Here is a 26,715-nt window from a genome sequence, read left to right as displayed (position 1 = left end):
CGCGCCATGCAAGACGTCCCATCGCCCGCCCAGCCGCCTGCCCTGCCGTCGGAATCTCCTGGCGGCCTGCCGTCGGCCACGGTCTCCGGCGCCGCCAGTGCCCCCAGTTCCTCTGTGCCGACCCGCGACGACCGCTGGATGGCCCTGGCCGTGCGCCTGGCCAACGACGCCGTCGGCCTCACCGATCCGAACCCCCGTGTGGGCTGCGTCATCGTCGGCAGCGACGACCGCGTGCTCGGCCAGGGACACACGCAGGCCGCCGGTCAGGCGCATGCCGAGGTCATGGCCCTGCGCGACGCCCAGGCCCGGGGTCAGGACGTGCGCGGCGCGACCGTCTACGTGACCCTCGAACCCTGCGCCCACCATGGCCGCACGCCCCCCTGCTGCGACGCGCTGATCGCGGCCGGCGTCGGACGGGTCGTGGTCGCGCTCGGCGATCCCAATCCGCAGGTCGCCGGCCAGGGACTCGCCCGGATGCGCGCCGCCGGCATCACGATCGAGGTCCTGCCGATCGAGCATCCGTCGGCCGTGGAGGCCCGCGAGCTCAACATCGGTTTCCTGACCCGGATGCAGCACGGGCGCCCGTTCGTGCGGATGAAGATCGCTGCGTCCCTCGACGGGCGGACTGCGCTCTCGAACGGTGTCAGCCAATGGATCACCGGCCCCGAAGCGCGCCGCGACGGCCACTCCTGGCGCCGTCGTGCGGGCGCGGTGCTGACCGGCATCGGCACCGCGCGCGAGGACGATCCGCGCCTGGATGTGCGGGACGTCGACACCGTGCTGCAACCGCAGCGTGTGCTGATCGACTCGCGCCTGGAGCTGTCCCCGGCCGCGCGCCTCCTGGCGCCGCCCGGGCAACTGCTGATCTACCACGCACTGGCTGAGCCGGGCGAGCGCGGCGCGGCGCTGGCGGCTCACGGCGCGGAACTGGTGTCCGTCGCCGACCCGGCCAGAGGCAAGGTCGACCTGGGCGCGGCGATCCGCGACCTGGGCCGACGCCAGGTCAACGAACTCCACATCGAGGCCGGCTACAAGCTCAATGGCTCGCTGCTGCGCGCCGGACTCATCGACGAACTGCTGATCTACGTCGCACCGATGCTGCTGGGCGAGGGCCGCGGCATGGTCGACCTGGGCGGACTGACGGCGCTGGCCGGAGCGCCGCGTTTCCGGATGGTCGACTGCCAGAGCGTCGGGGGCGATCTGCGACTCCGTTTGCGGCCAGTCGCCGCGCCGGACTCGCCCACGGCGTAGAGCCCGTCACGAAAAGCTCATCGCATGAAGCCCGCGCCGCAGGGCCCGCCACGCTGAGCTCGGGTCGCCCCAGCTTCCCGAGCCTTCCGACGAACCCCACGACCCGGACCACCGGGCCGCGCCGCCTACAATCGCACCCATGCCTATTTCACCGATTCCCGAGCTGGTCGCCGAGCTGGCGGCCGGCCGCATGGTCATCCTCGTCGACGAAGAGGACCGCGAGAACGAGGGTGACCTCGTCCTCGCCGCCGACCACGTCACGCCGGAGGCGATCAACTTCATGGCCAAGCATGGCCGCGGGCTGATCTGCCTGACCTTGACCCGCGAGCGCTGCGAGCAGCTCCAGCTCCCGCCGATGGCCACCCGCAACGGCACCAAGCACGGCACGGCCTTCACCGTGTCGATCGAGGCGGCCACCGGCGTCACCACCGGCATCTCCGCCGCCGACCGCGCGCGCACCGTGCAGGCGGCGGTCGCCAAGGGCGCGGTCGCGTCGGACCTGGTGCAGCCGGGCCACATCTTCCCGCTGCAGGCGCAGGATGGCGGCGTGCTCATGCGCGCCGGCCACACGGAGGCCGGTTGCGACCTGTCGCGCATGGCCGGCTTGACGCCCGCCGGCGTGATCTGCGAGATCATGAACGACGACGGCACGATGGCCCGACTGCCGGACCTGGAGATCTTCGCCAAGGAACACGGCCTGAAGATCGGTACCATCGCCGACCTGATCGAGTACCGCAGCCGCAACGAGTCCATCGTGCAGCGCATCGCGCAGCGTCCGCTGGACACGCGTGAAGGCCGCTTCGACTGCCACGTCTTCCGCGACCGCTCGAACAACGTCCACATGGCGCTGGCGCTGGGCCAATGGCAGCCCGACCAGGAGGTCCTGGTGCGGGTGCATGAACCGTTCTCGGCGATGGACCTGCTCGACGCTGGCCGTTGCGGCCACAGCTGGCCGCTGCCGCAGGCACTGGCCGCGATCCAGCGCGAAGGCGCCGGCGTCGCGGTGCTGCTGAACTGCGGCGAGGACGCGGACGCGCTGCTGGCGCGCCTGCAGCCGACCGCATCGGAAGACACCCGCCAGACCATGGACCTGCGCACCTACGGCGTCGGCGCGCAGATCCTGCGCGAACTCGGCGTGCAGCGGATGAAGCTGCTGGGCAGCCCGCGCCGCATGCCGAGCATGACCGGCTACGGGCTGGAGGTGACCGGCTTCCAGGCCGCCCAGGAAGGTGCCGCTGGCGCCGCCGACAAGAACTGCTGAAGAACTGTGAGCTGAGGACCGCATGCAAGGATCTGACAAGGGTCAATCGACCCGACTGGACGGACGTGGCCTGCGCATCGGCATCGTCCAGGCGCGCTTCAACGACGAACTGACGACCGCGCTGGCCAAGGCCTGCCTGGGTGAACTGGCCCGGCTGGGTGTCCAGGACGCCGACATCCGTCACGTGACCGTGCCCGGCGCGCTGGAAGTGCCGCTGGCGCTGCAGGCGATGGCCGTCAGCGGGAAGTTCGACGCGCTCGTCGCGCTGGGCTGCATCATCCGCGGCGAGACCTACCACTTCGAACTGGTCGCCAACGAGAGCGGCGCCGGCGTGACGCGCCTGACGCTCGACCACCGCCTGCCGATCGCCAACGCGATCCTGACGGTCGAGAACGAGGAACAGGCCTGGGCGCGGGCCGAAGACAAGGGCCGCGATGCCGGGACCGTGGCCGTCGAAATGGCACAGCTGCTGAAAGAACTCAAGTGAACACGAACGACAACTCCCCCGCCGGCAAGCCTGCCCCCAAGAACGGCGGCAACGCGGGCGGCAAGCCGGCCGCGAAGAAGGCCCCGGCCAAGTCGGCCCGCCGCCGCTCGCGCGAGCACGCGCTGCAAGGCATCTACCAGTGGCTGGTGACCGGCGACGACCTGGGCGTGATCGATGCGCACACGCGTGAGCAGGAAGGCTTCGAGAAGGCCGACCGCGGCCACTACGACAAGCTGTTCAACGGCGCGATCGAGGAAGCGGCCGATCTGGACGCGGTGCTGGCCCGTCACGCGGACCGCAAGACGACCGAACTCTCGCCGATCGAGCACGCGATCCTGATGATCGGCGCGTACGAGCTGAAGAACTGCATCGACATCCCGTACAAGGTCGCGATCAACGAGGCCGTCGAACTGGCCAAGTCCTTCGGCGGCACTGACGGCCACAAGTACGTCAACGGCGTGCTGGACCGCGCCGCGATCGATCTGCGTCCCGTCGAGGTCAAGTCCGTTCGCGGCAACTGATCTCCACCCGCCTCGAGGCCGGCGCCACCCCTTGCAGGGAGGCGCCGGCTTTTTTCATGGGTTCGAGCGCCACTCCGGGCCGGGGGGCAGCCTGATCCGAATCGATCCGGAGAAGGACACGCCCCGTCAGGTGGCCCGCCCTCGCCACACGCTCACCAAGCCGGCGACCAGCGCAAATCCCGCCGCCATGCCCAGCCCCGCATGCGAAGCCCGTGACGCCGGCAGCCACGTGAAGAGCAGCCCCATCAGCAGGCTGCCCAGCGTCTGACCGGTCAGGCGTGCCACGCCTTGCGCGCCGCCGGCCGCGCCGCTGCGCTCCTTCGGCGCGGACAGCAGCATGTTGCGGTTGTTGGGCGTCTGGAAGAAGCCGAAACCCAGTCCCGCCAGCGCGGTGAAGACCACCAGCGTGGGCCGTGGGTCGGCCTGCACCGGCCATACCGCGCAGAGCGCGAGCCCCGCGGCGAGACCGCCCGCACCCGCCGCGCAAAGCCAGGCCGTCGGCAAGCGGTCGGCCAGCCGACCGGACAATGGCGCGGCCAGCATCACCGCCAACGGCCAGGGCGTCATCAACAGGCCGGTCTCGAGCACGCTCAGCCCCAGCACGTGATGCATGTAGAACGGCAGCGCGACGTAGCTCGCCATCTGCCCGGTGAAGCAGCACACCGACGCGATGATCGACATCCGGAATGACGGGGACCGCAGCAGATCGAGCGGGATCAGCGGCGCCGCCCGCGGCAATTCGCGACGGACCAGCAGCGTGCCGCAGACGACCGCCGCGGCGAGCAGCGCGCCCCCTTCCAGCGGATTCGCCAGCACCTGGTCGCCGCCGAGCACGAAGGTCGCGAACATCGCCGCGTTGAGGGCGACGCTCACGAGGTCGAGCGGCCGCCGCGTGCCCGGTGTGTCCGGCAATCCACGGGCGGCGATCAGCACCAGCAGCCCGACCGGCAGGTTCACCGCGAACAGCCATGGCCAGCCGGCCACGGACAAGATCGCCGCGCCGATGGCGGGTCCGGCCGCCGATGCGCCCGCGACGGCCAGCGCGTTGTACGCGATGGCCTGTCCGAGCAGCCGCTTCGGATAAGTGAAGCGCAGCAGCGCCAGGCCCAACGGCATGACCGCCGCGCTGCCCAGCCCCTGCAGGCAGCGTCCCGCTACGAGCCATCCGAGCGAGGGCGCCAGCGCGCACAGCGCCGACGCCGCGGTGAACAACGAGACACCAGCGAAGAAGACACGCCGATAGCCGAGCCGCTCACCGAGCGCCGACGCCGGCAGCAGGAACATCACCACGGCCAATTGATAGGCCGTCGCCACCCAGATGGCATCGGCCGGTGAGCTGTTCAAGGTCTGCGCGATGTTGGGCAGCGCGACGTTGGCGATCGCGCCGTCCAGCACGACCAGCGCGATCGCGCCGAGCAACGCGGCCACGGCGGCGTGACGGCGCGGCGGCGGCACGCCGTCGGTATCGGTTTCAGGCACGCCGGACGCAGTTCCAGTTGAGGCGGAGGAAGCGGAGGACACAGGCGAAGCGGACGGCGTGGCGGACATCGGGACGGCAGCTCGAAAGGAGGTGCGTCCAGCATAGGAGCCGACCGGCGACGCGACCAGAGCGCCGGGCGCAGGGAGTCCCTGCATGCGACGCCATCCGCACTGCTCGCGCGCATGCTAGCGTGCCGCGATGGCCGACGACATCGATCTCAACCTGCTCACCGCCCTGGACGCGCTGCTCGCCGAGGGCAGCGTGGCGCGCGCGGCCGAGCGCCTGCGGCTCAGCGAATCCGCGATGAGCCGCACGCTCGCGCGGCTGCGCGAGGCCACCGGCGATCCGCTGCTCGTGCGCGCGGGTCGCACCATGGTGCCGACACCGCACGCGCTGGCCCTGCGCGACCAGGTCCGCGAGCTCGCCCAAGGCGCGCGCGCCGTGCTGCAGCCTGCTGGCGCGGGCTGGGACCTGCGCGCGCTTCAGCGGACCTTCACGCTGCGCGCGAATGACGGCTTCATCGAGGCCTTCGCACCGGCGCTGGTCGCGCGCGCGGCGGAGGAAGCGCCGGGCGTTTGCCTGCGTTTCGCGCCCAAGCCGGACAAGGACGTCCGCCCCTTGCGCGAGGGCCTGATCGACCTCGACATCGGCGTTCTGGGTGAGTCAGGCCCCGAAGTCCGGATCCAGGCGCTCTATCGCGACCATTTCGTCGCCGCGGTGCGCGTCGGCCACGCGCTGCTGGACGAGCGTGAACTCGATGCCGCGCGTTATGCGGCCTGCGCCCACGTGGTCACCTCGCGGCGAGGCCGTCGCGCCGGCCCGGTGGACGAGGCACTGGCCGCGCGCGGGTTGACGCGCCGCATCGCCGTGGTGGTGCCGAGCTTCCGCGCGGCACTGTCGATCGCGGCCGCGACGGACCTCGTGGCGCTGGTGCCGTCGAGCTTCTTCCGTCCCGACCTCGCCCAGGGCACGCTGCGCGCCATCCCCTTGCCGGTGCCGACCGAGCCCATCACCGTCTCCCAGATGTGGCACCCGCGCCTGGACAAGGATCCGGCGCATCAGTGGCTGCGCGGGATGGTGTTCGAGCTGTGCAGATCGATGGCCGGGCCTTGAGCCCCGTCCAGCCCATCACAAGCATCACGCAGAATCCACGCGTTCCTCTCACCCTCCCTCCCGCGCAGCGCATCCCTCATGTCCCGACTCAACATCGCGATCTCCGGTTTCGGCGGCATCGGCCGCAAGGTGGCTGAACTGCTTTGGGCCCGCTCGGCTCGCTACCAGCAGCAATACGATCGCGACGTCCGGATCGTCGGCGTCTGCGGCGCCTCGGCGGGGCTCATTGACGAGGGCGGCCTCAGCCTGGAGTCCCTGGCGGACCGCGCCGGCTACACGCCGGGCCTGACCGGCGAGGCCTTCATCGAGCACGTCCCCGCCGACATCCTGATCGAGGCGAGCCCGACGGACTTCCGCACCGGCGGCGCGGCGCTCGGCTACATCCGGACGGCCTTCCGCCGGCGGATGCATGTGATCGCGATCTCCAAGGGCGCGCTGGTCCACGACTTCCCCGGCCTGCACGCGGAGGCCTCCCGGCAAGGCCTGGCCCTCAAGGTCAGCGGCGCGGCGGGCTCGGCGATGCCGACGGTCGACCTCGTCCAGTACAACCTCGCGGGCTGCGAGGTGAAGTCCCTCTCCGCCATCGTGACCGGCACGACCAACATCATCCTGTCCGAGATGATGGACAGGGAATGCGACTTCGCCGACGCGCTCGCCGAGGCGCAGCGCCTGGGCATCGCGGAATCCGATCCGACCCTCGACACCCACGGCTGGGACACCGCCTGCAAGATCGCGATCCTGTGCAGCGCGGCCTTCGGTGACGTCATCGATGTGCAGACCATGAAGCGCCAGGGCATCGATCACGTGACGCTGGCCGACGTGCGCCGCTGGAAGGCGCAAGGCGTCGTGCCACGCCTCGTGGGCCGCGTCGACCGCGCCACCGGGGTCTGCGAGGCGTCCGTCGGCATCGAACTCTGCGGTCCGGATCATCCCTTCGCAAAGGCCCACGGCCGGATGAAGGCGGTGCACGTTGTCACGGACCTGATGGGAGACCTGACCCTCGTGGGCGGCGGCTCCAGTCCGTACGGCACGGCGGCCGCCGCGCTGAAGGACCTCGAGCACATCCTCCGGGACCTGCAGCGCCCATCCCAGCCCCGGCAACCCCTGACCCCGTGACGGAACACCATTTCGGGGTAACTCATGCAACGCCTGGTGTCCAAACCAGGGAAGGCCCTGCAATCGCCGCTCTTGTGCCGCCGTACATTCCGCAGCTTGAAGCACCTTGATGCGGCGCTTCGCACCTCGTGACAGCGCTTCGCACCGGTGATCGCCCTCGCGCACCGGCGTGGCGCGCCGACGACGGTCCCCTCCGCAATGCGCCCGATCATGGCGCCCTAACTTTTTGCCGGGAATGCTGTGAGAACTCTCTGCGGGCTGATGCTCTCCCTCCTGTTCGCGACGACCTGCCAGGCCGACGTGCTCATCGGCCAGACCTCCGGGTTCAGCGGATCCGTCGCCGCCAGCGTCAAGGAAACGACCGACGGCGCCAAGCTCTACCTCGACGCCGTGAACAAGGCCGGCGGCGTGCACGGCGAAAAGATCAAGCTGATCTCGCTGGACGACAAGTTCGACCCCAAGCTGGCCGCGGAGAACGCGCGCACGCTGATCGTCGACAACAACGTGCTGGCGCTGTTCCTCACGCGCGGCACGCCGCACAACCAGGCCATCATGCCGCTGCTCACCGAGCACCGCGTGCCCCTGATCGCCCCGTCCACCGGCGCGATGGCGCTGCACAAGCCGGTCCATCCGTGGCTCTTCAACGTGCGGGCGACCTACCAGCGCGAAGCGGAACGCGCCGTCAAACACCTGAGCCTGATCGGCATCGAGAAGATCGGCGTGGTCCAGGTCGACGACTCGTTCGGCGCGGACGCGGTGGTCGGCGTCATGGCGGGATTCGCCGCGGTCGGCAAGACCGCCGCCTTCCTGGAGAAGTTCGACCGCGCCCATCCGGACTTCAAGGCCTCGGTCGCGAAGGCCCAGTCGACGTCGGCGCAGGCCGTCATCTTCCTGGGCTCGGGACAGGCCGTGGTCGACGGCGTGGCGGCGCTGCGCGACGGCGGCTCGCGCGTGCAGATCGTGACCCTGTCCAACAACGCCTCGTCGGGCTTCGTCGCCTCGCTCGGCAAGAACGCGCGCGGCATCATCGTCGGGCAGGTGTTCCCTTATGAGCGCTCCCGCAACGCCGCCATCGTGACCGAGGCGCAAGGCCTCGCGACCGCCCAGGGTCTCGGCGACATCACGCCGGCCATGATCGAAGGCTTCGCCGGCGCCAAGGTGCTGGTGGAAGGCCTGCGCCGCGCGGGCCCGCACCCGACGCGCCAGAAGCTCCGCGACACGCTGGAGGCCATGCAGAAGGTCAACATCGGCGGGCTGGAGATCAGCTACAGCCCGAGCGACCACTCCGGCCTGGACTTCGCGGATCTCTCCATCGTGGGCGAGGGCAACCGCTTCGTCCGCTGACTCGCGAATGTGGCCGACCCGGGAGACCGCGCGCCGGTCCCCTGGGCGTTTTCGTGCGAGCCCTATGATCGGCGGCAGAGCCATCATGGAATGCCGCCGGAATGAGACTTTCGAATCGCGTCGGGAACATCGACCCGTTCTACGTCATGGAATGCGCCAAGCGGGCCGACGAGATCGCCCGCTCGGCGATCTGCGATCCGGCCCGGGGCGGCCGGCGCATGATCTACCTGAACATCGGCGAACCTGACTTCGGCGCCAGCCCGGCCGTCCGCGACGCCGCCGCGCGTTTCACCGCCGAGGGCCGCATTCCCTACACGCAGGCCAACGGCCTGCGCGCGCTGCGCCAGCGCGTCGCCGACTGGTACGGCCAGACGCAACAGCTGACCCTGGATCCCGATCGCATCGTCATCACCGCGGGCGCGTCCGCCGCGCTGCAGCTGGCCTGCCTCGCGCTGTTCCAGGCCGGCGACGAGGTGCTGATGCCGGACCCGAGCTATCCCTGCAACCGGCACTTCGTCGCCGCCGTCGACGCGACGCCGGTGCTGATCCCGTCGACCGCCGAAGAGCGCTTCCAGCTCAGCCTGGCCCGGCTGCGCGCGCACTGGAACGAGCGCAGCCGCGGCGTGCTGCTCGCGTCGCCGAGCAACCCCACGGGCACCTCGATCCCACCCGAGGAACTCGCCGCCATCCACGCCTTCGTGCGCGAGCGCGGCGGCGTCACCATCGTCGACGAAATCTACCAGCCGCTCGGTTATGACGACCGCTATGCGCGCAGCGCGCTGACGCTGGGCGACGACGTCGTCTCGATCAACAGCTTCTCGAAGTACTTCGGCATGACCGGCTGGCGGCTCGGCTGGCTGGTGCTGCCGCCAGCGATGGTGGGCGCGGTCGAGAAGCTCGCCCAGAACCTCTACATCTGCCCGTCGACCATCGCGCAGCACGCCGCGCTGGCCTGCTTCGAGCCCGGATCGATCACCGAGTACGAACGCCGCCGCGAAGAACTGCGCCGCCGCCGCGACGCGGTCGTGCCCGCGCTCGAGGCCATGGGCCTGCCGGTGCCCGTCGTGCCCGACGGCGCCTTCTACGCCTGGGCCGATGCCTCCGGCACGGGCCTGTCCAGCTGGGACCTGTGCATGGACCTGATGGAACACGCGCAGGTCGCACTGACGCCGGGCCGGGACTTCGGCCCGGCCTTCGGCGAGCGGTTCCTGCGCCTGTCCTTCGCCAGCAGCATGGACGATCTCCACGAGGCGCTCGCCCGCGTCCGCGTCCGCCTCGACCAACTGAAAGCCCGCGCCGCATGACCGCGCCTGAATCCTCCGGCGCCACGTCTGGCCCCGCTACCGTCCCCGCGCTGCTCGGCGGTCCGCTGGCCGTCGCCGGCGCCTCGCCCGCCCTGCCCGTCCACCAGCATGAACTGCGCGTGTACTGGGAGGACACCGATGCCGGCGGCGTCGTCTTCTACGCCAACTACCTGAAGTTCATGGAACGCGCCCGCACCGAATGGCTGCGCGGCCTGGGTTTCGAGCAGGAGACGATGCGCCGCGACGAGGGCCTGATGTTCGTCGTCAGCGACACCGCGCTGCGCTACCTCGCGCCGGCGCGGCTGGACGACTGGCTGCGCGTCAGCGTCGTGCCGGCCGAAGTCGGGCGTGCCAGCCTGGTCATCGACCAGCAGGTCTGGCGCGGCGAGCAACTCCTGACCCAGGGCCGCATCCGCATCGGTTGCGTCGACGCAATCAGCTTGAAACCCGCGCGAATCCCGGCACGCATCCTGCAGGCGCTGCAGCCGTCGCCGGGCACCGTCTCGCCGGCATCGCCCGCGCCGCGCTGACGCCCCGGCGCCCGCCGACACGCTTCTTTGCATGTGGCTGGTCCGCCGATTGCCGAAGAGCCCGCCAGTCTTGTCACAATTCCGTCCTTGATCCGCCCCTGATCCGCGACCACCGCCCGCCGACCCCATGAACCAAGACCTCTCCATCGTTTCCCTGATCGCCCATGCCAGCTTCACGGTGCAACTGGTGATCGCCGCGCTGCTGCTGGTCTCGCTGGCCAGTTGGAGCGTGATCTTCAGCAAGCTCATCTCGCTGGGCCGCATCCGCACCCGCAACGAGGGCTTCGAGCAGGAGTTCTGGTCGGGCAAGAACCTCAACGACCTCTACAACAGCGTTTCCAACCGCCCGGACGGCGCCCCGCTGGAGCGCATCTTCGCGTCCGGCATGCGCGAGTTCCTGAAGCTGCGCGAGAAGCGCGTGGTCGACTCCGGCCAACTGCTGGACGGCGCCCGCCGCGCCATGCGCGCGAGCTTCCAGCGCGAACTCGACGCGATGGAATCGCACCTCTCCTTCCTCGCGTCGGTGGGTTCGGTGTCGCCGTACGTGGGCCTGTTCGGCACCATCTGGGGGATCATGCATGCCTTCGTCGGCCTGTCCAACCTGACCCAGGTGACGCTGGCCACCGTCGCGCCCGGCATCGCCGAGGCCCTGGTGGCAACCGCGATCGGGCTGTTCGCCGCGATCCCGGCGGTGCTGGCCTTCAACCGCTTCGCGCGCCAGATCGACCGCAACGCCATCACGCTGGAGACCTTCATCGAGGAGTTCTCCAACATCCTGCAGCGCAACGCCGGCCAGCCCGCGCCGGCCGCGCAGCGCTGATCCGGAGCGTCGGTCATGCCCGGAATGTCCTCCCGCAGCGGTTCGCGCCGCCGCACGATGAACGAGATCAACATGGTCCCGTTCATCGACGTCATGCTGGTGCTGCTGATCATCTTCATGGTCAGCGCGCCCCTCATCACCACCGGCGTCGTCGACCTGCCCAGCGTCGGCTCCAGCCGCACGCAGCCGCAGCATGTGATCCAGGTCATCGTCGGCACCGACGAGCAGCTCAAGATCAAGCTCGACGGCGACCAGGACCCGTCGCCCGTGCCGCTCAAGGCATTGGCCGCGCGCGTCAAGGACGCGCAGAAGGGCGACGCGGCCACGCCGGTCGTGATCTCCGCCGACCGCAACGTCAAGTACGAGGCGGTCGTCAAGACGATGGACGTGCTGCAGCGCGCGGGCATCCAGCGCGTGGGCCTGTCCGTGAAGAACGGCGCCGCGGCGGACCGCTGAGACCGGGAAACGATCGCACGCGATGAGCACCCTGGTCTCCCGATTCCACCCGGACCGCGATCCCCTGCGGCCGCCGCCCGCGCCCGGACTGGGCCGCGGCTTCAGTTTCGCGATCGTCGCGCACATCCTGCTGGTGGCGGCCTTGAGCTTCGGCGTGAGCTGGCGTTCGGCGCCGGTGCCGGCGATGGATGCGGAGCTGTGGTCCGCCATCCCGCAGGCCGCCGCGCCCAAGGAGCAGTTGCCGACCGAGCAGCAGCCCGAACCGCCGAAACCCCAGCCCGAGCCCCCGAAGCCGCAACAACCGACCCCGCAGGAAGTCCAGGCGCAGCGCGACGCGGACATCGCGATCGCGAAGGCCAAGGAGCGCAAGCTCAAGGAAGAGCAGGAACAGCGCGAGGCCGAGGACAAGCGCAAGCAGGAGCAGCGCAAGAAGGACGAGGCGGACCAGAAGGAACGCGACCGCAAGGCCAAGGAAGAGCAGGCGAAGAAGGACGAGGCCAAGGACAAGGCCGCCGACAAGGCGAAGGCCGAGAAGGCCCGCAAGGACGCCGAAGCGAAGGCCGAGGCGCAGCGCCAGGAGAACCTGCGCCGCATCCAGGGCATGGCCGGTGGCACGGGCGCGCCGACCTCGACCGGCACGGCGGCGAGGAGCTCCGGGCCGTCGGCGAACTATGCGGGCCGGATCAAGGCGCGCGTGCGTCCGAACATCATCTACAACGATCCGGGCGGCGCCGCCAATCCCGAGGCGGAAGTCGAGGTGCGCGCCGGTCCGGACGGCACGATCATCGCGCGCAAGATCGTCCAGTCCAGCGGCCTGCCGGACTTCGACGCCGCCGTGCTGCGCGCGCTCGACAAGACGGAGAAGCTGCCGACCGACACGGACGGCACCGTGCCGCGGGTGATGATCATCACCTTCCGCCCCAGGGAGTGAGGGCCGTCTCGAAGGTATCGGCGGGCTCGACGCGTGCCAGCCAGCCGCGCCTGACGGCCGTCGACAGCCAGTCGCTGAAGTCGAAGGCCGCGCCGGCCTCCAGCAAGGCCCGCTCCAGGTCGAGCCCGGCGCGCAGCGATTCGAACCAGCGCGCGGTCACGCCGTCCAGCGCGACCCACTGACCGCCCCAGCCGTCCCGCCACACCATCAGCGCGGTGCGCGGTCCCTGGCCGAAGGATTCGCTCGCGAGGTCGAGCAAGGCCTTCGCGCCGGGTCCGTCGCAACCGTGCAGCGCGACATGGTCCGCGAGCACGAGCCGCACCGCGCCAGCCGGCAGACGCCCCAGCAGCGCGAGCGAGTCCAGGTCGACCTGCGGATCCGCGAGGCGTTCGATGCCGTGCAGTTCCCATTCGATCCGGGCCAACGCCGTCCAGAGCGGCGGCAGGCCGTCGGACTCGGCGCCGGCCAGCAGGCCGATGAGCGCATCTCCCCAGTCGCCCAGATCGCCCTGCACGGGCGGATGGCGGCGCCAGCAGGCCCAGGCCAGCGAGGCGAAGCTCCCGGGCCGATCGGCCTCCATGTGCTCGCGCAGACGCGGATAGACCACCGCCAGGGCGCGCTCCGCCTGGGTGCTGACCTGCGCCTGGCACGCGCGCAGCGCCCGGGGCAAGCCGCCTGAGATGCCCGCCAGCACGCGCAATCCGGCGGGCGCCAGGAGCGCCATGTCGGCGCCCGGCGCGGCCAGCAGCGCCGCCGCCAGGGCGGCCTGCTGGCCTGGCAGGTCCTGCTGGCCCGGCAGCAAGGGCGGCAGAGCCTGCTGGGGCTGCCGGCCCTGCCCCTCGCGGGGCGGCGACTGCGACGCCTCCGCCAGCGGCGCCGGCCCCGTGCCGTGATCTGCAGTGCGCGAGGTCGGCCGCGAACGCTCCTGACGCGAGGACGGCCGCGGCGGCGGCGGCGCGATCAGTTCCCTATCCAGCGCGGCCTGCACGCGGCGGGCCTGGGCCACCTGCCCGCACAGCGCGGGCAGCGGCGGCAACGCGTGGTCCCACTCGATCACGGTCGGCCGGGCGCCGATGCGTGTCAGCGCATGGCGGTACAGCGACCAGACGGATTCGCCGACCGGGCCGCCGTGGTCGGCCAGGACCATGCCCGCCGTTCGCGAATGGCCCGACAGGTGGTACTGGCCGACGGCGGCGGGCTCCACGCCGTTGAGCCAGGCCTGCCCGGCCCGCAGCGCGGCCTCGTCGTCGAGTCCGCGATTGAGCGCCCGGACGAAGACGCTGTTCAGGTCCAGCAGCAGTCCGCACCCGGTGCGGTCCGCCAGTGCGTTGAGGAAATCGGGCTCGCTCATCACGTCCTCCTCCCACGCCAGGCAGGTATCGAGGTTCTCGATCAGCATCTGCCGCCCCAGGCCCTGCTGCGCCGCATCGACGTGCGAGGCCAGCAGCGACAGGCCGCGTGGGCTGAGCGGCACCGGCAGTGGCTGGTGCGCATGCGCGATGCCGTGGTGATGCCGCGCGCGCGTGAAGCCGGCGTGTTCCGACACCACCGCGGGCTGGACCGCGTCCACCAGCGCCCGCACGCGCTGGAGGTGCCGGTAGTCGACCCCGATCGCCGATCCCAGGCCCAGTCCCACGCCATGCAGGCTGAGCGGAAAGCGGCGCGCGGCGTCCAGCAGGAGTTGCCGGGGGACGCCGCCGGGTGCCAGGAAGTTCTCCGTGTGCACCTCGAGGAAATCGAGATCGAGAGCGCCGGGCGCCATCACCTCCCGGTAGTGGGGCTGGCGCCAGCCGATGCCGACCGCGACCGGCCACAAGGGGGCGCCGCGCTTCACCGGGCGCCCTTGCCGCGGTCGGCGCCGTACGACCATTCCTCCGGCGTGCGGTCGACGATCGAGGGGCCGGCGCACACGTGCTGGCCCGCCTTGGCCAGGTCGTGGCACTTGCGTCCGGCGGCTTGAGCGCCCCCCGAGGAGCCGGCGGACAGCGCGGCCGTCAGCGCGGTGAGGACGATCTGGCGAATGGACATGGAGGACTCCGATGAGCGGGGCGATCCCCGCGAAGGTGACCGGCGATGGCGGCGGTCATCGATCGGATCGATCGTCCCGCCACGCCTGCCCCCTCAGTTGGGCCATCCTGTCCCCTCGCCCTGCGCCCGGGTCCCGTTCATTGACATCGGTCAAGCGCGTGACCGCGCCGAGACGCGTCAGTCGAGTTGTCCGCCGCCGGCCCGGATCTCGTCGGCCGTCACGGCCAGTTCCATCGCGAGCCGGGTCGCCGCCACCAGCGTCGGCAACGGCAGGCTGGGGGCGCCGGGATGACGCGCGGCCTGTTCCGGCAGATAGGGGATGTGCATGAACCCGCTGCGCACGCCGAGGCCGTCCAGCCGGTGCTGCAGGCCGTAGAACAGGTGATTGCAGACGAAGGTGCCCGCCGTCTGCGACACGGACGCCGGATACCCCGCCTCGCGCAGCCCGGCGACGATCGCCTTGATCGGCAGCGTCGAGAAGTAGGCCGCCGGGCCGTCCGCCACGATGGGCTCGTCCACCGGCTGCGCACCGGCGTTGTCCGGGATCCGCGCGTCGTCCACGTTGATGGCGACCCGCTCCAGCGACAGGTCGCAGCGCCCGCCGGCCTGGCCGATCGCCAGCACCATCGCGGGCCGCACGCGCTGCAGGGCCTCGTCCAGGCGCTGCAGCGCTTCCCCGAACACGCAAGGCAACTGCACGGCCACGACGCGCGCGCCGGCGATCACCTCGCCATTCAGTGATCGCGCCAGTTCCCAGGACGGATTGACGACTTCGCCGCCGAACGGGTCGAAGCCCGTGACCAGGAGGTTCTTCATGGGGGACGAGTCTAGACGCGACACCTGGCCCCGTTGCCGCCCCGGCCGTTCCACCCATCGCCACGGTCGGGCATGCCACCTGCTTATCTGGGTAGTGAGCACTCTTCAAACGGGTTAATCTCCCGCCTCAAGAATGCCGAGACAACTCTTCCCCGCGGAGACCGCCAGATGACCGACCCGTCCGTGCCGCTTCAATGGCCCACAGCCCAGCCAGGCGGCGCGCCGACCGAAGCGGTACCGCCGTTCGAGTGGCCCACCCCGCCCTTCGCCGCCTACCCGCGGCCGCGCCCGCAACGCGAGCCTCAGGCCTGCGAGATCCTCGGCCTGAACGGCAGTCGCACGGTCGGCAAGGTCATCCTGATGGTGCCGGCGGAGCGTCTGGCGCAGGTGGTCGTGCCGCCGGCGCGCAACGCGATGCCGTTGAAGTTCTCGCAGTTCAAGGCGCTCAAGCTGCTGCACGCGATCGAGGTCCCGCCGCGCGACCCGGCCACCGCGAACGACGCGACCTCGCTGGACCAGCGCCCGCGCACCGACTTCAAGCTGGTCTACCAGGGCGGCGAGGAACAGAAGGGCACGACCATCGGCCACCACGAGACCGACCTGGGCCTGTTCCTGTTCCCGCCGGTCAGCGAGACCAGCGACTGGGTGCGCTGCATGTTCGTGCCGCGCGAGGTCCTGGTCAGTTACGAGGTCGGCGAGCGCATCGGCGACCTGCTGGTGCGCCAGGAGGTGGCGACGCAGGCCCAGGTCGACGACGCCGCCGCCGAGCAGCGTGAATTGCGCGACCGCCGTGTCGGCGACATCCTGGTGGCGACGCACATCGTCAGCGCCGAGCAGCTGATGCAGGCGATCGAGCAGCAGGCCAAGATGCCGATGGTGCGCATCGGCGAGGCGCTGCTCGCGCTGGACCTGATCACGCAGGCTCAACTGGACGAGGCGCTGGCGCAGCAGAAGCAGGACCGCTCGGTCCCGCTGGGCGAGCTGCTCGTGCGCAAGGGCATCGTCACGCGCGCGCAGCTGCAATCGGCGCTGGCCCGCAAGATGGGTTATCCGCTGGTCGACGCGGACAACTTCGCGATCGAGCCGGACTCGGTGCGCAAGCTGCCCTTCTCCGTCGCCAAGCGGCTGGAGGTGCTGCCGCTGGTGCTGCGCGACGGCCGCCTGATCGTGGCGATGGAAGATCCCACGCGGCGCGACTGCATCGACGAGGTCGAATTCATCACCCAGCTCAAGGTCGTGCCGGCGCTGGCGCGCCTGGGCTCGCTGACCTTCGCGATCCCCGGCGCCTATGAGCGCTTCGGCAACCAGCCGGTCTCCGCCATCGGCGGCGCGCTGCCCGCGCTGACGATGGACTTCGAGCTCGACAGTTCCGACAAGCTCATCGAGACGCTCGAGCGCGAAGGCCAGGAGCAGTCCGCTCGCGAGACCGCGCGCGAGGAGGAGAAGGACCGGCAGATCGAGCAGAGCGACAACTCGCTCGTGCGCCTGATCAACACGATGATCATCGACGCGCACAACCAGAACGTGTCGGACATCCACATCGAGACCTATCCCGGCAAGGAGAAGGTCAAGATCCGCTTCCGCAAGGACGGCGTGCTGCAGCCTCACCTGGAGCTGCCGCACACCTACCGCAGCGCGATGATCGCGCGCATCAAGATCATGTGCGACCTCGACATCTCCGAGCGCCGCAAGCCGCAGGACGGCAAGATCAACTTCGCGAAGTTCTCGGAACGCCACAAGATCGAGCTGCGGGTCGCGACCATCCCGACCAACAACGGCCTCGAGGACGTGGTGATGCGGATCCTGGCGTCGGCCAAGCCGATCCCGATGGAGAAGCTGGGGTTCTCGGAACGCAACCTGCGCGAGCTGAAGGCGGCGTCGGAGCGGCCGTACGGCATGGTGCTGTGCGTGGGCCCGACGGGCTCGGGCAAGACGACGACACTGCACTCGGTGCTGGCCAACATCAACCAGCCGGAACGCAAGATCTGGACGGCGGAGGATCCGGTCGAAATCACGCAGACCGGACTGCGCCAGGTGCAGGTCAATCCGAAGATCGACTGGACCTTCGCCAAGGCGCTGCGCGCCTTCCTGCGCGCGGACCCGGACGTGATCATGGTCGGCGAAATCCGCGACGAGGAAACCGCGGAGATCGCCGTCGAGGCTTCGCTGACGGGTCACCTGGTGCTCTCCACGCTGCACACCAACAGCGCGCCGGAGACGGTCACGCGGCTGCTGGACATGGGCATGGACCCGTTCAACTTCGCGGACTCGCTGCTGGCGGTGCTGGCGCAGCGGCTGGTGCGCCGCATCTGCTCGTCATGCCGCAAGTCGGAGCCGATGTCCGACGCGACGCTCAACGAACTGCTCGACGACTACCTGCATGTGTTCTCGGCCGAGAACCGGCCGGAGCGCGAGAAGGTCCTCGCGGAGTGGAAGGGCCTCTACGGCCAGCCCAACCTGCTGCAGTACCACTCGCCCGGCTGCGAGAAGTGCGACCACACCGGCTTCAAGGGCCGTGCGGGCCTGCATGAACTGCTGATCGTGACCCGGCCCATCCGACGGCTCATCCAGACCGGCGGGCGCGCGGAGGAACTCATGCACCTGGCGATGTCCGAAGGCATGACGACGCTGCGGCAGGACGGGATCGCGAAGGTGCTGCAGGGGGTGACGACGCTGGGTGAGGTCCGGTCGACCAGCAACCAGTAGCGCCGTCCTATCCGGCCATCAGGTCGTGATCGCGCAGCATCACCGGTTCGCGAGATCCGCCGGCGACGCGGCGCCGGACCATCCCTTCGAGTTCATCCGTGTGGGCTTGAAAGGTCTGCAGGGGATCGTCGTTCGTGTTGTGGGGGCTGTAGCGATAGTGCAGCGACTCGCGCCGGACGGTGGCGCCGACGAATTGCTCACCCACGAGCACCCAGAAGCGGATGGTGCCCGAACTCAGGTCGTAGAACGCGGCTGGTTTCACAAGGCCTCCTCGCGCCGGTGCGGCGCCGTGGAGGGTCAGGCTGAGCGCATTCACCGACGCCGTCTGTGCACTGGCCCACACAAGCCGAGCCGCTCGGTCGCGAGCGCCCGAGGGTCTCGCGGGTGGCCTAGCGATCCAGAAGCGCCAGGATGGGCGCCGCCATCCGTGCTGCCGCGCCGCGGTGCGCCGCCGCAAAGGCCGTGGCAGCCGCCGCCATCGCGTCGCGCTCGTCGGCCTTCGTGAGCAACGCCAGTGCTTCAATCAGCCCTTGCGACAGCGTCTCGACACGACACGCGGCGCCCGCCTGCAGCGATAGCTCCGCCGCTTCGGCGAAGTTGAAGGTGTGCGGTCCCATGAAGAGCGGCACGCCGCAGGCGGCCGTCTCGATCAGGTTCTGGCCGCCGAGCTTCTCGAAGCTTCCACCGAGCAGCGCGACATCGGCCAGCCCGTAGTACAGCGCCATCTCGCGCATCGAGTCGCCCAGCCACACGTCCGCCACACCCGCGCTCAACGGCGGCGTGGCGATGTCGCTGGTACCGAAGGCGCTGCGTCGCGCAAGCGTGAGGCCAGCCTCGGTCACCATCGCCGCGATCTCGTCGAAGCGCTGCGGGTGACGCGGCACGATCAGCAGCAGCGGTGAACCCGCGGCCGCCCTCGCCTGCGCCGCCGCCTTCCACGCGGTCAACATCGCAGCCTCCTCGCCTTCGCGGGAGACCGCCAGCATCACCACAGGCCGGTTCAGCCCGGCGCGCCAGGCGCGGCCTCGCGCGAGCAGTGCTTCATCAGGCTGCAAATCGAACTTCAGATTGCCACAGACGCGCACGTCCTCGACCCCGGCCTGCCGCAGCCGATCAGCATCCGCGGCCGTCTGCGCAAGCGCGAGCTTCAGGCTGCGCGCCGCCGGCGCCAGCAGCGCCTTGAACTTCTCGCCGCGACGCAGACTGCGCGCGGACAGCCGCGCGTTCGCGAGCACCATCGGCACGCCGGCCTTCAACGATTCATGCTGAACGTTGGGCCAGATCTCCGTCTCCATCAGCACGCCGACCGCCGGTCGCGTGCGCTTCAGGAATCGGCGCACCGCGCCCGGTGTGTCGAAGGGCAGCCAGCGCTGCGTGTCGCCGTCGCGCAGCAGCGCGCGGCCGGCCTCCCGGCCGGTCGCCGTCGTGTGCGTGAGCAGCAGCCGCATGCCGGGACGCTCCTGGCGCAGGCGCTCGATCAGCGCCGCGGCGGCGCGCGTCTCGCCGAGCGAGACCGCATGCACCCAGACCGCGCCCGGTGTGATCGCCTCGCCGAAGCCGAAGCGCTCGCCCGGATGCACCGCGTACAGCGGCTCCTGACGCCCGCGCAGGAACAGCCGCAGGAAGTACGCCGGCGAGGCGAGCCTCAGCACCGTGCTGAAGACGCCGCGCGCCAGGCGCTCCTTGAACGAATCGGCAGGCAAGGGACGATCAGTGGCCGGACGTGAACGTGATGTCCGGCTTCACGCGCTTGAGCTGGGCCAGCACTTCCTTCTGGATGCGCTCCAGCGCTTCCTGCGTGTGGCCTTCGAAGCGCAGCACCAGCACCGGCGTCGTGTTGGACGCGCGCACCAGGCCGAAGCCGTCGTCGTATTCCACGCGGATGCCGTCGATCGTGATGATGTCCTTGGCATTCGGGAACTCGGCGATCTCCTTGAGCTTGGCGACGACCTCGTGATGCTCGCCTTCCTTGCAGGGGACGTTCAGTTCCGGCGTGTTGACGCTGTTGGGCAGGTCGTTCAGGACCTTGCTCGGGTCGTCGCTGCGCGAGAGGATCTCCAGCATGCGTGCGGCCGTGTACATCGCGTCGTCGAAGCCGTACCAGCGCTCGGCGAAGAAGATGTGGCCCGACAGCTCGCCGGCCAGCGGCGCGCCGGTTTCCTTCAGCTTGGCCTTGGCCAGCGAGTGGCCCGTCATCCACATCAGCGGCTTGCCGCCGTGCTCGACGATCCACGGGGCCAGGCGTTGCGTGCACTTGACGTCGAAGATGATCTCCGAGCCCGGCAGGCGCGTCAGGATGTCCGCGGCGATCAGCATGATCTGGCGGTCCGGCATGATCATCGTGCCGTCCTTGGTGACGATTCCCAGGCGGTCGCCGTCGCCGTCGAAGGCCAGGCCCAGCTCGGCGTCGGTGGCGTGCACGATGCGCTTGAGGTCCTCGAGGTTCTCGGGACGCGACGGATCCGGATGGTGGTTGGGGAAGTCGCCATCCACCTTCGAGAAGATGTCGATCACCTCGCAGCCGAGCGCGCGCAGGATCGCCGGGGCGGTCGCGCCCGGGATGCCGTTGCCGCTGTCGACCACGACCTTCATCGGACGCGACAGCTTGGCATCCTTGACGATGCGCTGGGTGTATTCGGCGATGACGTCCATCTGGCCGACGCGGCCGTTGCCGGTGGCGTAGTCCTCGGACTCGATGCGGCGCTTCAGGCCCTGGATCTGCTCGCCGTAGACGGCGGCACCCTTCAGGACCATCTTGAAGCCGTTGTAGTCCTTCGGGTTGTGGCTGCCCGTGACCATGATGCCGGAGTTGCAGCCGTGCTTGCCGCGCGTCGCGGCGACGTAGTACAGCATCGGCGTGGTCACGGCGCCGATGTCGACGACGTCCAGGCCGGTCGACTTCAGACCGCGGATCAGCGCGTCCACCAGCGACGGGCCCGACAGGCGACCATCGCGGCCGACGGCAACGGCCTTCTCACCGGCGTTGATCGCCTCGGTGCCGAAGGACTTGCCGAGATGCTCGGCCAGTGCCTCGTCCAGCGTCGTGCCCACGACCCCGCGGATGTCATAGGCCTTGAAGATGGATGCGTGAACTTGCATGTGCTTCCTTGCAGGAATGGTGGTGATTCGAAACTGGGGCGCATTGTAGGCAGCGCCTATGAGGGGTCCGTGTAACCCGGTGCACGGAGGCCCAGAGAGGGCAATTCCTGGGCCAGGGGCTTCGTGGAACCGGGCGCTCGGGGGGCGGTTGGGGCCTCTTGGGACCGAGCAATCGGGAACCGGCCAGGGCCCCCTTTTCTCCATGTCCCTCCTTTGTCGGCCGCCCCGGCCGACAAATTCCCTCCTTGACTTCCGAAAAGGGGGCCCTGGCCGGTTCCCTCCGGACGTCTCGTGGTGGGCCCTCAGAGGCCGAAGGGACATGTCCGAAAACGGCGAGAACTGCCCGGCCCCGGCTCCTATGATTCTCTCCATGGACTTCCTCCTCGACCCCGACCACTGCTACCCCGCCCTGCTGGCGCGGGACGCCCGCTTCGACGGTCAATGGTTCGTCGGCGTGACCTCGACCGGCGTCTATTGCCGACCGATCTGCCGGGTCCGCCCACCACGACGCGAGAACTGCCGCTTCTTCCCCAGCGCCACGCTGGCCGAGGCCGCCCGCTTCCGCCCCTGCCTCAAGTGCCGCCCCGAACTGGCGCCGGCCGCACGCCCGTGGAGCACGATGGACGCCGCCGAGGTGCTGGCCCGCGAAGCGGCCCGCTGGCTCGACGAATGCGCGCCGGAAGAAGCCTCGCTGCCAGCCCTCGCCGCGCATCTGGGCGTCAGCGAGCGCCACGTGCGCCGCGTCTTCACCGCCGTGCACGGCGTGGCGCCGCTGCAATACCTGCAGACGCGCCGGCTGCTGCTCGCCAAGCAGTTGCTGACCGACACGCGTCTGCCGATCGGCGAGGTCGCGCTGGCCGCAGGCTTCTCCAGCCTGCGCCGTTTCAACGCCGCGTTCCAGGAGCAGTACCGCCTGAGCCCGTCGGCGCTGCGCAAGGGCGGTGCGCAAGCAGAAACGACCGCGCATGGGACCGCGCATGGGACCGCGCATGGCACCGCGTTCGAGACCGCCGAGCTGCGTCTGGACCTGCGCCCGCCACTGTTGAGTTCCGCGCTGCTGAGCTTCCTCGCGGCCCGCGCGGTGCCAGGTGTTGAGCAGGTCGACGTCGAGCGCCTGTCGCTCTCGCGCAGCGTGCGTCTGGTGCGCCCGGGCCAGCCGGATGTGCTCGGCTGGCTGTCGCTGCGTCTTCCCCCGGACGGCGACGAGCGGCCGCGCGTGCGCCTGTCGCTGAGCGCTTCGTTGTGGCCCGTGATCGCGCCGCTGATGCCACGCCTGCGCCGCTGGCTCGACCTCGACGCCGATCCTCAGGCCATCGCCGCGGCGCTCGGCGAGACGCTGGGGCCCGCCGCCACGGGATTGCGGCTGCCCGGATCGCTCGACCGCTTCGAACTGGCAATCCGCGCCGTGCTCGGCCAGCAGATCACCGTCGCCGCGGCCCGCACGCTGGCCACGCGCCTGATCACCAAGTTCGGTGAGCCGCTGCCCGACGCCGTGGGCGCGCCGCCCGGCGTTACGCATGTGTTCCCGACGCCGGCCACGCTGGCCGCCGCGACCGTCGACGACATCGCCCCGATCGGCATGCCCGGCCGCCGCGCCGAGGCGCTGATCCACCTCGCCCGCCAATGGCCGACGCTGGCTTTCGCCCATGGTCGCGGCACGGTGGAGGACGCGATCGCGGAGCTCGCCGCCCTGCCCGGCCTCGGCCCCTGGACGGCGCACTACATGCTGATGCGCGGCTGGAGCTGGCCCGACGCCTACCTGCCGGGCGACGTCGTGCTGAAGCAATGCCTCGAAGAACGCGCCGGCCAGCCGCTGCGCCCCCGCGAGCTGATCGCTGCCGCCGAGCATTTCGCTCCTTACCGCAGCTACGCCGTGTTGCAACTATGGCGGGATGCCGCGCTCAAACCCAAGGTCAAGACCGTCAAAGGAACCTCGTCATGAAGCCGATGCACACCGCCTGGACCGAGACCGACACCCCGCTCGGCCGCCTGCTGATCGCGCGCAATGCCGAGGGCTTGTCGGGTCTGTGGTTCGAGGACCAGAAGTACCACCCGGGCGAGCTCACCGCGCCTCGGGACGATGACGACGCGCTGCTGCGCGACACCGTCGCGGCGATGAAGGACTACTTCGCCGGCCGCGCCGCGACATTGCCGCCGATGTCCCCGACGGGCACCGCGTTCCAGCAAGCCGTGTGGCAGGCCTTGCTCGACATCCCGGCCGGCGAGACCCTCACCTACGGCCAACTCGCCGCGCGTTTGGGTCGGCCCGAAGCGGTGCGCGCGGTCGCGGCGGCGGTGGGCCGCAACCCGGTTTCCGTGCTGATCCCGTGCCACCGCGTCCTCGGCGCCGACGGCAGCCTGACCGGTTATGCCGGCGGCCTCCACCGCAAGGAAGCCCTACTGACAATCGAAGGAGGCCTGCCCGCTAAGCTGCGCTCCTCGCCGACAGAGACTCCTCCCGGGACCCTGGCCCCTCGCCGTCCCGGCAAGCACGACAACAACCAAGAGGCCCCCGCGTGAAGCGAAGCGATCTGATCGAACTGCTCGTCCTGGCCGCCATCTGGGGCGCCTCCTTCCTGTTCATGCGGGTCGCCGCGCCGGAGTTCGGCGCGGTGGCGACGGCCGCCGTGCGCGTGGCCGGCGCGTCCCTGTTCCTGATCCCGTTGCTGGGCCTGCGCGAAGGCCTCGGCGACCTGCGCACCCATTGGAAGGGCCTGCTGCTGGTCGGTCTGCTCAACAGCGCCTTCCCGTTCGCGCTGTTCAGCTTCGCCGCGCTGTCGATCAACGCCGGCCTGTCGAGCATCCTCAACGCCACCACGCCGATGTGGGGCGCGCTGGTCGCCTGGGCCTGGTTCGGGCAACGCCTGGACGGGTCGCGGATGCTGGGCCTGGCGCTGGGATTCGCCGGCGTGGTGTTGCTGGCCTGGGACAAGGCCTCCTTCAAGCCCGGCGGCAGCGGCTTCGCGATCGTCGCCTGCCTGATCGCGGCGCTGAGCTACGGCATCGCCGCCAGCGTCACCAAGCGCTACCTCACCGGTGCGAGCCCGCTGGCCGTCGCCACCGGCAGCCAGTTCGCCGCCGCGTTGCTGCTGGCCGCGCCGGCCTGGACGCTGCGGCCGGCCGAGCTGCCCAGCGGTCACGCGTGGGGCGCGGTCGCCCTGCTCGCGCTGCTGTGCACCGGCATCGCCTACATCCTGTTCTTCCGGCTGATGAAGCGCGTCGGCCCGACCAACACGATCTCGGTGACCTTCCTGATCCCGGTCTTCGGCCTGCTGTGGGGCTGGATCTTCCTCGGCGAGACGCTGAGCGCCAGCATGGCCGCGGGTTGCCTCGTGGTGCTGCTCGGGACCGCGCTGGCGGTGGGCGTGCTCAAGCTGCCTTCGACGTCGCCTCCAGCGACGTCCTGAGGATCCTGTCCGACAGGCCCGGCGCGGCGCCCGCGCAGGCCCGGGCCAGGATCATCCCGCCGACCATCGTCGACAGCACGCCGATCGCGCGGACCTCGTCCTCCGCGGTCGGCTCGTCGACGACGGTCCCGTCGGGCCGGTGCACGGCCAGTTCGCGAAGGTAGGCGGCGATGCCGCCGCTCATCGATTCGCGCAGCAGGCCGCCTTCGCGCGCCGCGTCGACCGCCAACGCCGCCATCGGGCACCCTGGACCGGGCGCGTCGCGGTGCGCCGCGCCGAAGTAGCGTTTGAGGAAGGGCTGGTAGTCGCCGTCGTGTTTCTCGAGCTGCGACACCAGCCGCGCCAGCGAGACCTCGAAGGCGACGTCGCAGGCTTCCGCCGCGAGTTCCTCCTTCGACGCGAAGCGCCCGTAGAAGCCGCCGTGCGTGAAGCCGGCCTCGCGGGAGATCTCCGCCAATCCGACGCCGGACACGCCGCGCTCGCGGTACAGCTTGGACGCCGCGTCGACCAGCGCCTTGCGGTTGGCGGCCGATTGCTCTTTGGTGACTTTCATGATGAGCACCATTGTAGGAAGCCCGCCTGCAACTTCCGTCGGAGGCGCGATGCCACGATTTTGAGTAGGGGAATCATCAAATCTGCGGCGGGCGTCGGAAATCTCGATACGATGGCGACCATCATTAAAACAAGCACCCCTGGAAGGATCTCCCGCATGCTTGCCGCCGCCATGTCCCGACGCATGACCCATCGGGGTCTCCACTTCAGCTGGGTGATCGCCGGGCTGACCTTCCTGACGATGCTGTTCATGTCGGCGGCGCTGGGCCTGCCCGGCGCGATGCTGCAGCCGCTGGCGCAGGAGTTCGGCTGGTCCACCAGCCAGATCTCGTCGGCGCTGGCGCTGCGCTTCGCGCTGTTCGGCCTGATGGGGCCGTTCGCGGCGGTGTTGATGGAACGCTTCGGCGTGCGCGCCGTCGTCAGCGTGGCGCTGGGGCTGGTCGGCGGCGGCATGCTGCTGGCCGGGCTGGTCACGCAGTTGTGGCACCTGGTCGTGCTGTGGGGCGTGGTGCTGGGCCTGGGCAGCGGCATGACGGCGCTGGTGCTCGGCGCGATCGTGTCAAACCGCTGGTTCGCGACGCGCAAGGGCCTGATCATGGGCATCCTGACCGCGAGCGCCGCCACCGGTCAGTTGATCTGCCTGCCAATCGCCGCCTGGATGATCGAGCGTTGGGGCTGGCGCGCCCCGCTGCTGCCGCTGGCCGTGCTGTGCCTGGCGGTGATGAGCCTGGTGCTGCTGTTCATGCGCGACCGGCCGTCCGACGTGGGCCTGGCCCCGTACGGTGCCGACCCCGCCGCTGCTGCCGCGCCGGCCGCGCCCGCCGCCAAGGTGACCTGGCTCACGCCGTTCACCGCGCTGCGCGAGGCCTCGACCCAGCCGACCTTCTGGCTGCTCTTCGGCACCTTCTTCATCTGCGGGCTGTCGACCAACGGGCTGGTGCAGACCCATTTCATCTCGCTGTGCGGCGACTACGGCCTGGCGGCGGTGCCCGCGGCCTCGGTGCTGGCGATGATGGGGATCTTCGACTTCATCGGCACGATCCTGTCGGGTTGGCTCAGCGATCGGTACGACACCCGCAAGCTGCTGTGCTGGTACTACGCGTTGCGCGGGCTGTCGCTGATGTGGCTGCCGAATGCGGAGTTCACGCTCTACGGGCTGTCGCTGTTCGCGGTGTTCTACGGCCTGGACTGGATCGCGACGGTGCCGCCGACGGTGCGCCTGACGGCGGAGCGCTTCGGCGCGGCGAAGGTCGGCATGGTGTTCGGATGGATCTTCGCGGGCCACCAGATCGGCGCGGCGGTGGCGGCGTACGGCGCGGGACTGAGCCGCAGCCTGCTGCTGAGCTATGCGCCGGCGTTGTACGTCGCTGGCGCCGCGTGCCTGCTGGCAGCGGTCATGGCGATGATGGTTCGACGCAAGACGGCCGCTGCGAGTTGAGCCTGCAATGACATCGGAGCCCGAAGGCCCCGATATCGCGTGCATCGAAGGGACG

Annotated in this window: 25 protein-coding genes; 17 read left to right on the top strand and 8 right to left on the bottom strand. The window is 70.1% G+C overall.

Annotation, left to right across the window (positions count from 1 at the left end; translation table 11 throughout):
• The first annotated feature begins 6 nt into the window (after positions 1-6).
• From ribD to nusB, 4 genes are all read left to right on the top strand, one after another.
• Positions 7-1,251, top strand: a complete 1,245-nt coding sequence (gene ribD / locus AC07OZ_RS02345) for a bifunctional diaminohydroxyphosphoribosylaminopyrimidine deaminase/5-amino-6-(5-phosphoribosylamino)uracil reductase RibD (protein WP_495465550.1) — start codon at positions 7-9, stop codon at positions 1,249-1,251.
• A gap of 139 nt (positions 1,252-1,390) precedes the next feature.
• Entirely contained in the window at positions 1,391-2,512 is a 1,122-nt protein-coding gene (ribBA, locus tag AC07OZ_RS02340; protein WP_495465549.1) for a bifunctional 3,4-dihydroxy-2-butanone-4-phosphate synthase/GTP cyclohydrolase II, read from the top strand.
• A gap of 22 nt (positions 2,513-2,534) precedes the next feature.
• A complete protein-coding gene (gene ribH, locus AC07OZ_RS02335; RefSeq protein WP_495465548.1) occupies positions 2,535-2,999 on the top strand; it encodes a 6,7-dimethyl-8-ribityllumazine synthase in 465 nt (154 codons plus the stop codon).
• Entirely contained in the window at positions 2,996-3,520 is a 525-nt protein-coding gene (gene nusB, locus AC07OZ_RS02330; RefSeq protein ID WP_495465547.1) for a transcription antitermination factor NusB, read from the top strand. Before ribH ends, nusB begins: the two co-directional genes overlap by 4 nt.
• 126 nt (positions 3,521-3,646) lie before the next feature.
• On the opposite strand, the gene AC07OZ_RS02325 is transcribed toward nusB, so the two are convergent.
• The gene (locus tag AC07OZ_RS02325) at positions 3,647-4,999 is read right to left on the bottom strand and encodes an MFS transporter (RefSeq protein ID WP_495465546.1); all 1,353 of its coding nucleotides are present in this window, start codon (positions 4,997-4,999) and stop codon (positions 3,647-3,649) included.
• Between the two features lie 199 nt (positions 5,000-5,198).
• Here AC07OZ_RS02325 and AC07OZ_RS02320 point away from each other — a divergent pair, with 199 nt between their 5' ends.
• The 8 genes from AC07OZ_RS02320 (at position 5,199) to tolA (ending at position 12,614) form a co-directional block, all read left to right on the top strand.
• Complete coding sequence (locus AC07OZ_RS02320) at positions 5,199-6,113, top strand: LysR family transcriptional regulator (RefSeq protein WP_495465545.1); 915 nt, start codon at positions 5,199-5,201, stop codon at positions 6,111-6,113.
• Between the two features lie 78 nt (positions 6,114-6,191).
• Complete coding sequence (locus AC07OZ_RS02315; RefSeq protein WP_495465544.1) at positions 6,192-7,229, top strand: homoserine dehydrogenase; 1,038 nt, start codon at positions 6,192-6,194, stop codon at positions 7,227-7,229.
• 261 nt (positions 7,230-7,490) lie between these two features.
• Positions 7,491-8,573, top strand: a complete 1,083-nt coding sequence (locus AC07OZ_RS02310; RefSeq protein WP_495465543.1) for an ABC transporter substrate-binding protein — start codon at positions 7,491-7,493, stop codon at positions 8,571-8,573.
• 101 nt (positions 8,574-8,674) lie between these two features.
• A complete protein-coding gene (locus tag AC07OZ_RS02305; protein ID WP_495465542.1) occupies positions 8,675-9,877 on the top strand; it encodes a pyridoxal phosphate-dependent aminotransferase in 1,203 nt (400 codons plus the stop codon).
• The gene (ybgC, locus tag AC07OZ_RS02300) at positions 9,874-10,407 is read left to right on the top strand and encodes a tol-pal system-associated acyl-CoA thioesterase (protein WP_495465541.1); all 534 of its coding nucleotides are present in this window, start codon (positions 9,874-9,876) and stop codon (positions 10,405-10,407) included. The genes AC07OZ_RS02305 and ybgC overlap by 4 nt, the downstream gene beginning before the upstream one ends.
• A 127-nt stretch (positions 10,408-10,534) precedes the next feature.
• A complete protein-coding gene (gene tolQ / locus AC07OZ_RS02295; protein WP_495465540.1) occupies positions 10,535-11,227 on the top strand; it encodes a protein TolQ in 693 nt (230 codons plus the stop codon).
• Between the two features lie 15 nt (positions 11,228-11,242).
• Positions 11,243-11,683 carry a protein TolR gene (gene tolR, locus AC07OZ_RS02290; RefSeq protein ID WP_431257738.1) on the top strand — a complete coding sequence of 147 codons (441 nt, stop codon included), beginning with the start codon at positions 11,243-11,245 and terminating at the stop codon, positions 11,681-11,683.
• Positions 11,684-11,705: 22 nt separating this feature from the next.
• Positions 11,706-12,614, top strand: a complete 909-nt coding sequence (gene tolA, locus AC07OZ_RS02285; RefSeq protein ID WP_495465539.1) for a cell envelope integrity protein TolA — start codon at positions 11,706-11,708, stop codon at positions 12,612-12,614.
• On the opposite strand, the gene AC07OZ_RS02280 is transcribed toward tolA, so the two are convergent.
• The 3 genes from AC07OZ_RS02280 to pcp form a co-directional block, all read right to left on the bottom strand.
• On the bottom strand, positions 12,592-14,448 hold the full coding sequence (locus AC07OZ_RS02280) for an MbnB/TglH/ChrH family RiPP precursor modification enzyme (RefSeq protein ID WP_495465538.1): 1,857 nt from the start codon (positions 14,446-14,448) through the stop codon (positions 12,592-12,594). The two genes, tolA and AC07OZ_RS02280, sit on opposite strands and share 23 nt — an antisense overlap.
• Positions 14,445-14,642, bottom strand: a complete 198-nt coding sequence (gene bufA1 / locus AC07OZ_RS02275; RefSeq protein ID WP_495465537.1) for a BufA1 family periplasmic bufferin-type metallophore — start codon at positions 14,640-14,642, stop codon at positions 14,445-14,447. Before bufA1 ends, AC07OZ_RS02280 begins: the two co-directional genes overlap by 4 nt.
• Before the next feature lie 177 nt (positions 14,643-14,819).
• Positions 14,820-15,458, bottom strand: coding sequence for a pyroglutamyl-peptidase I (pcp, locus tag AC07OZ_RS02270; RefSeq protein ID WP_495465536.1), 639 nt, complete (start codon positions 15,456-15,458; stop codon positions 14,820-14,822).
• A gap of 168 nt (positions 15,459-15,626) precedes the next feature.
• Here pcp and AC07OZ_RS02265 point away from each other — a divergent pair, with 168 nt between their 5' ends.
• On the top strand, positions 15,627-18,164 hold the full coding sequence (locus AC07OZ_RS02265) for a GspE/PulE family protein (RefSeq protein ID WP_495465535.1): 2,538 nt from the start codon (positions 15,627-15,629) through the stop codon (positions 18,162-18,164).
• 7 nt (positions 18,165-18,171) lie between these two features.
• On the opposite strand, the gene AC07OZ_RS02260 is transcribed toward AC07OZ_RS02265, so the two are convergent.
• The 3 genes from AC07OZ_RS02260 to AC07OZ_RS02250 form a co-directional block, all read right to left on the bottom strand.
• Positions 18,172-18,426, bottom strand: a complete 255-nt coding sequence (locus tag AC07OZ_RS02260; RefSeq protein ID WP_495465534.1) for a DUF1488 family protein — start codon at positions 18,424-18,426, stop codon at positions 18,172-18,174.
• A 127-nt stretch (positions 18,427-18,553) separates the two neighbouring features.
• Entirely contained in the window at positions 18,554-19,867 is a 1,314-nt protein-coding gene (locus AC07OZ_RS02255) for a 3-deoxy-D-manno-octulosonic acid transferase (protein ID WP_495465533.1), read from the bottom strand.
• 7 nt (positions 19,868-19,874) lie between these two features.
• The gene (locus AC07OZ_RS02250; protein ID WP_495465532.1) at positions 19,875-21,263 is read right to left on the bottom strand and encodes a phosphomannomutase/phosphoglucomutase; all 1,389 of its coding nucleotides are present in this window, start codon (positions 21,261-21,263) and stop codon (positions 19,875-19,877) included.
• A 370-nt stretch (positions 21,264-21,633) separates the two neighbouring features.
• Between AC07OZ_RS02250 and AC07OZ_RS02245 the strand changes: the two genes are divergently transcribed.
• From AC07OZ_RS02245 to AC07OZ_RS02235, 3 genes are read left to right on the top strand one after another with little or no spacing between them, the layout of a single operon-like run.
• The gene (locus AC07OZ_RS02245) at positions 21,634-23,205 is read left to right on the top strand and encodes a DNA-3-methyladenine glycosylase 2 family protein (RefSeq protein ID WP_495465531.1); all 1,572 of its coding nucleotides are present in this window, start codon (positions 21,634-21,636) and stop codon (positions 23,203-23,205) included.
• Positions 23,202-23,783 (top strand): methylated-DNA--[protein]-cysteine S-methyltransferase, encoded by a 582-nt coding sequence (locus AC07OZ_RS02240; RefSeq protein ID WP_495465530.1) that lies wholly within the window; start codon positions 23,202-23,204, stop codon positions 23,781-23,783. The genes AC07OZ_RS02245 and AC07OZ_RS02240 overlap by 4 nt, the downstream gene beginning before the upstream one ends.
• Complete coding sequence (locus tag AC07OZ_RS02235) at positions 23,780-24,670, top strand: DMT family transporter (protein WP_495465529.1); 891 nt, start codon at positions 23,780-23,782, stop codon at positions 24,668-24,670. Before AC07OZ_RS02240 ends, AC07OZ_RS02235 begins: the two co-directional genes overlap by 4 nt.
• Here AC07OZ_RS02235 and AC07OZ_RS02230 read toward each other — a convergent pair.
• A complete protein-coding gene (locus tag AC07OZ_RS02230) occupies positions 24,633-25,223 on the bottom strand; it encodes a TetR/AcrR family transcriptional regulator (protein ID WP_495465528.1) in 591 nt (196 codons plus the stop codon). The two genes, AC07OZ_RS02235 and AC07OZ_RS02230, sit on opposite strands and share 38 nt — an antisense overlap.
• Before the next feature lie 156 nt (positions 25,224-25,379).
• Here AC07OZ_RS02230 and AC07OZ_RS02225 point away from each other — a divergent pair, with 156 nt between their 5' ends.
• Positions 25,380-26,660, top strand: a complete 1,281-nt coding sequence (locus AC07OZ_RS02225; protein ID WP_495465527.1) for an MFS transporter — start codon at positions 25,380-25,382, stop codon at positions 26,658-26,660.
• Positions 26,661-26,715 lie beyond the last annotated feature (55 nt).

This window comes from Roseateles sp. GW821-FHT09G03 (genome assembly GCF_059416045.1).
The sequence above is the reverse complement of the archived record's forward strand: the minus strand, read 5'-3'. Positions and strand labels throughout refer to the sequence as shown.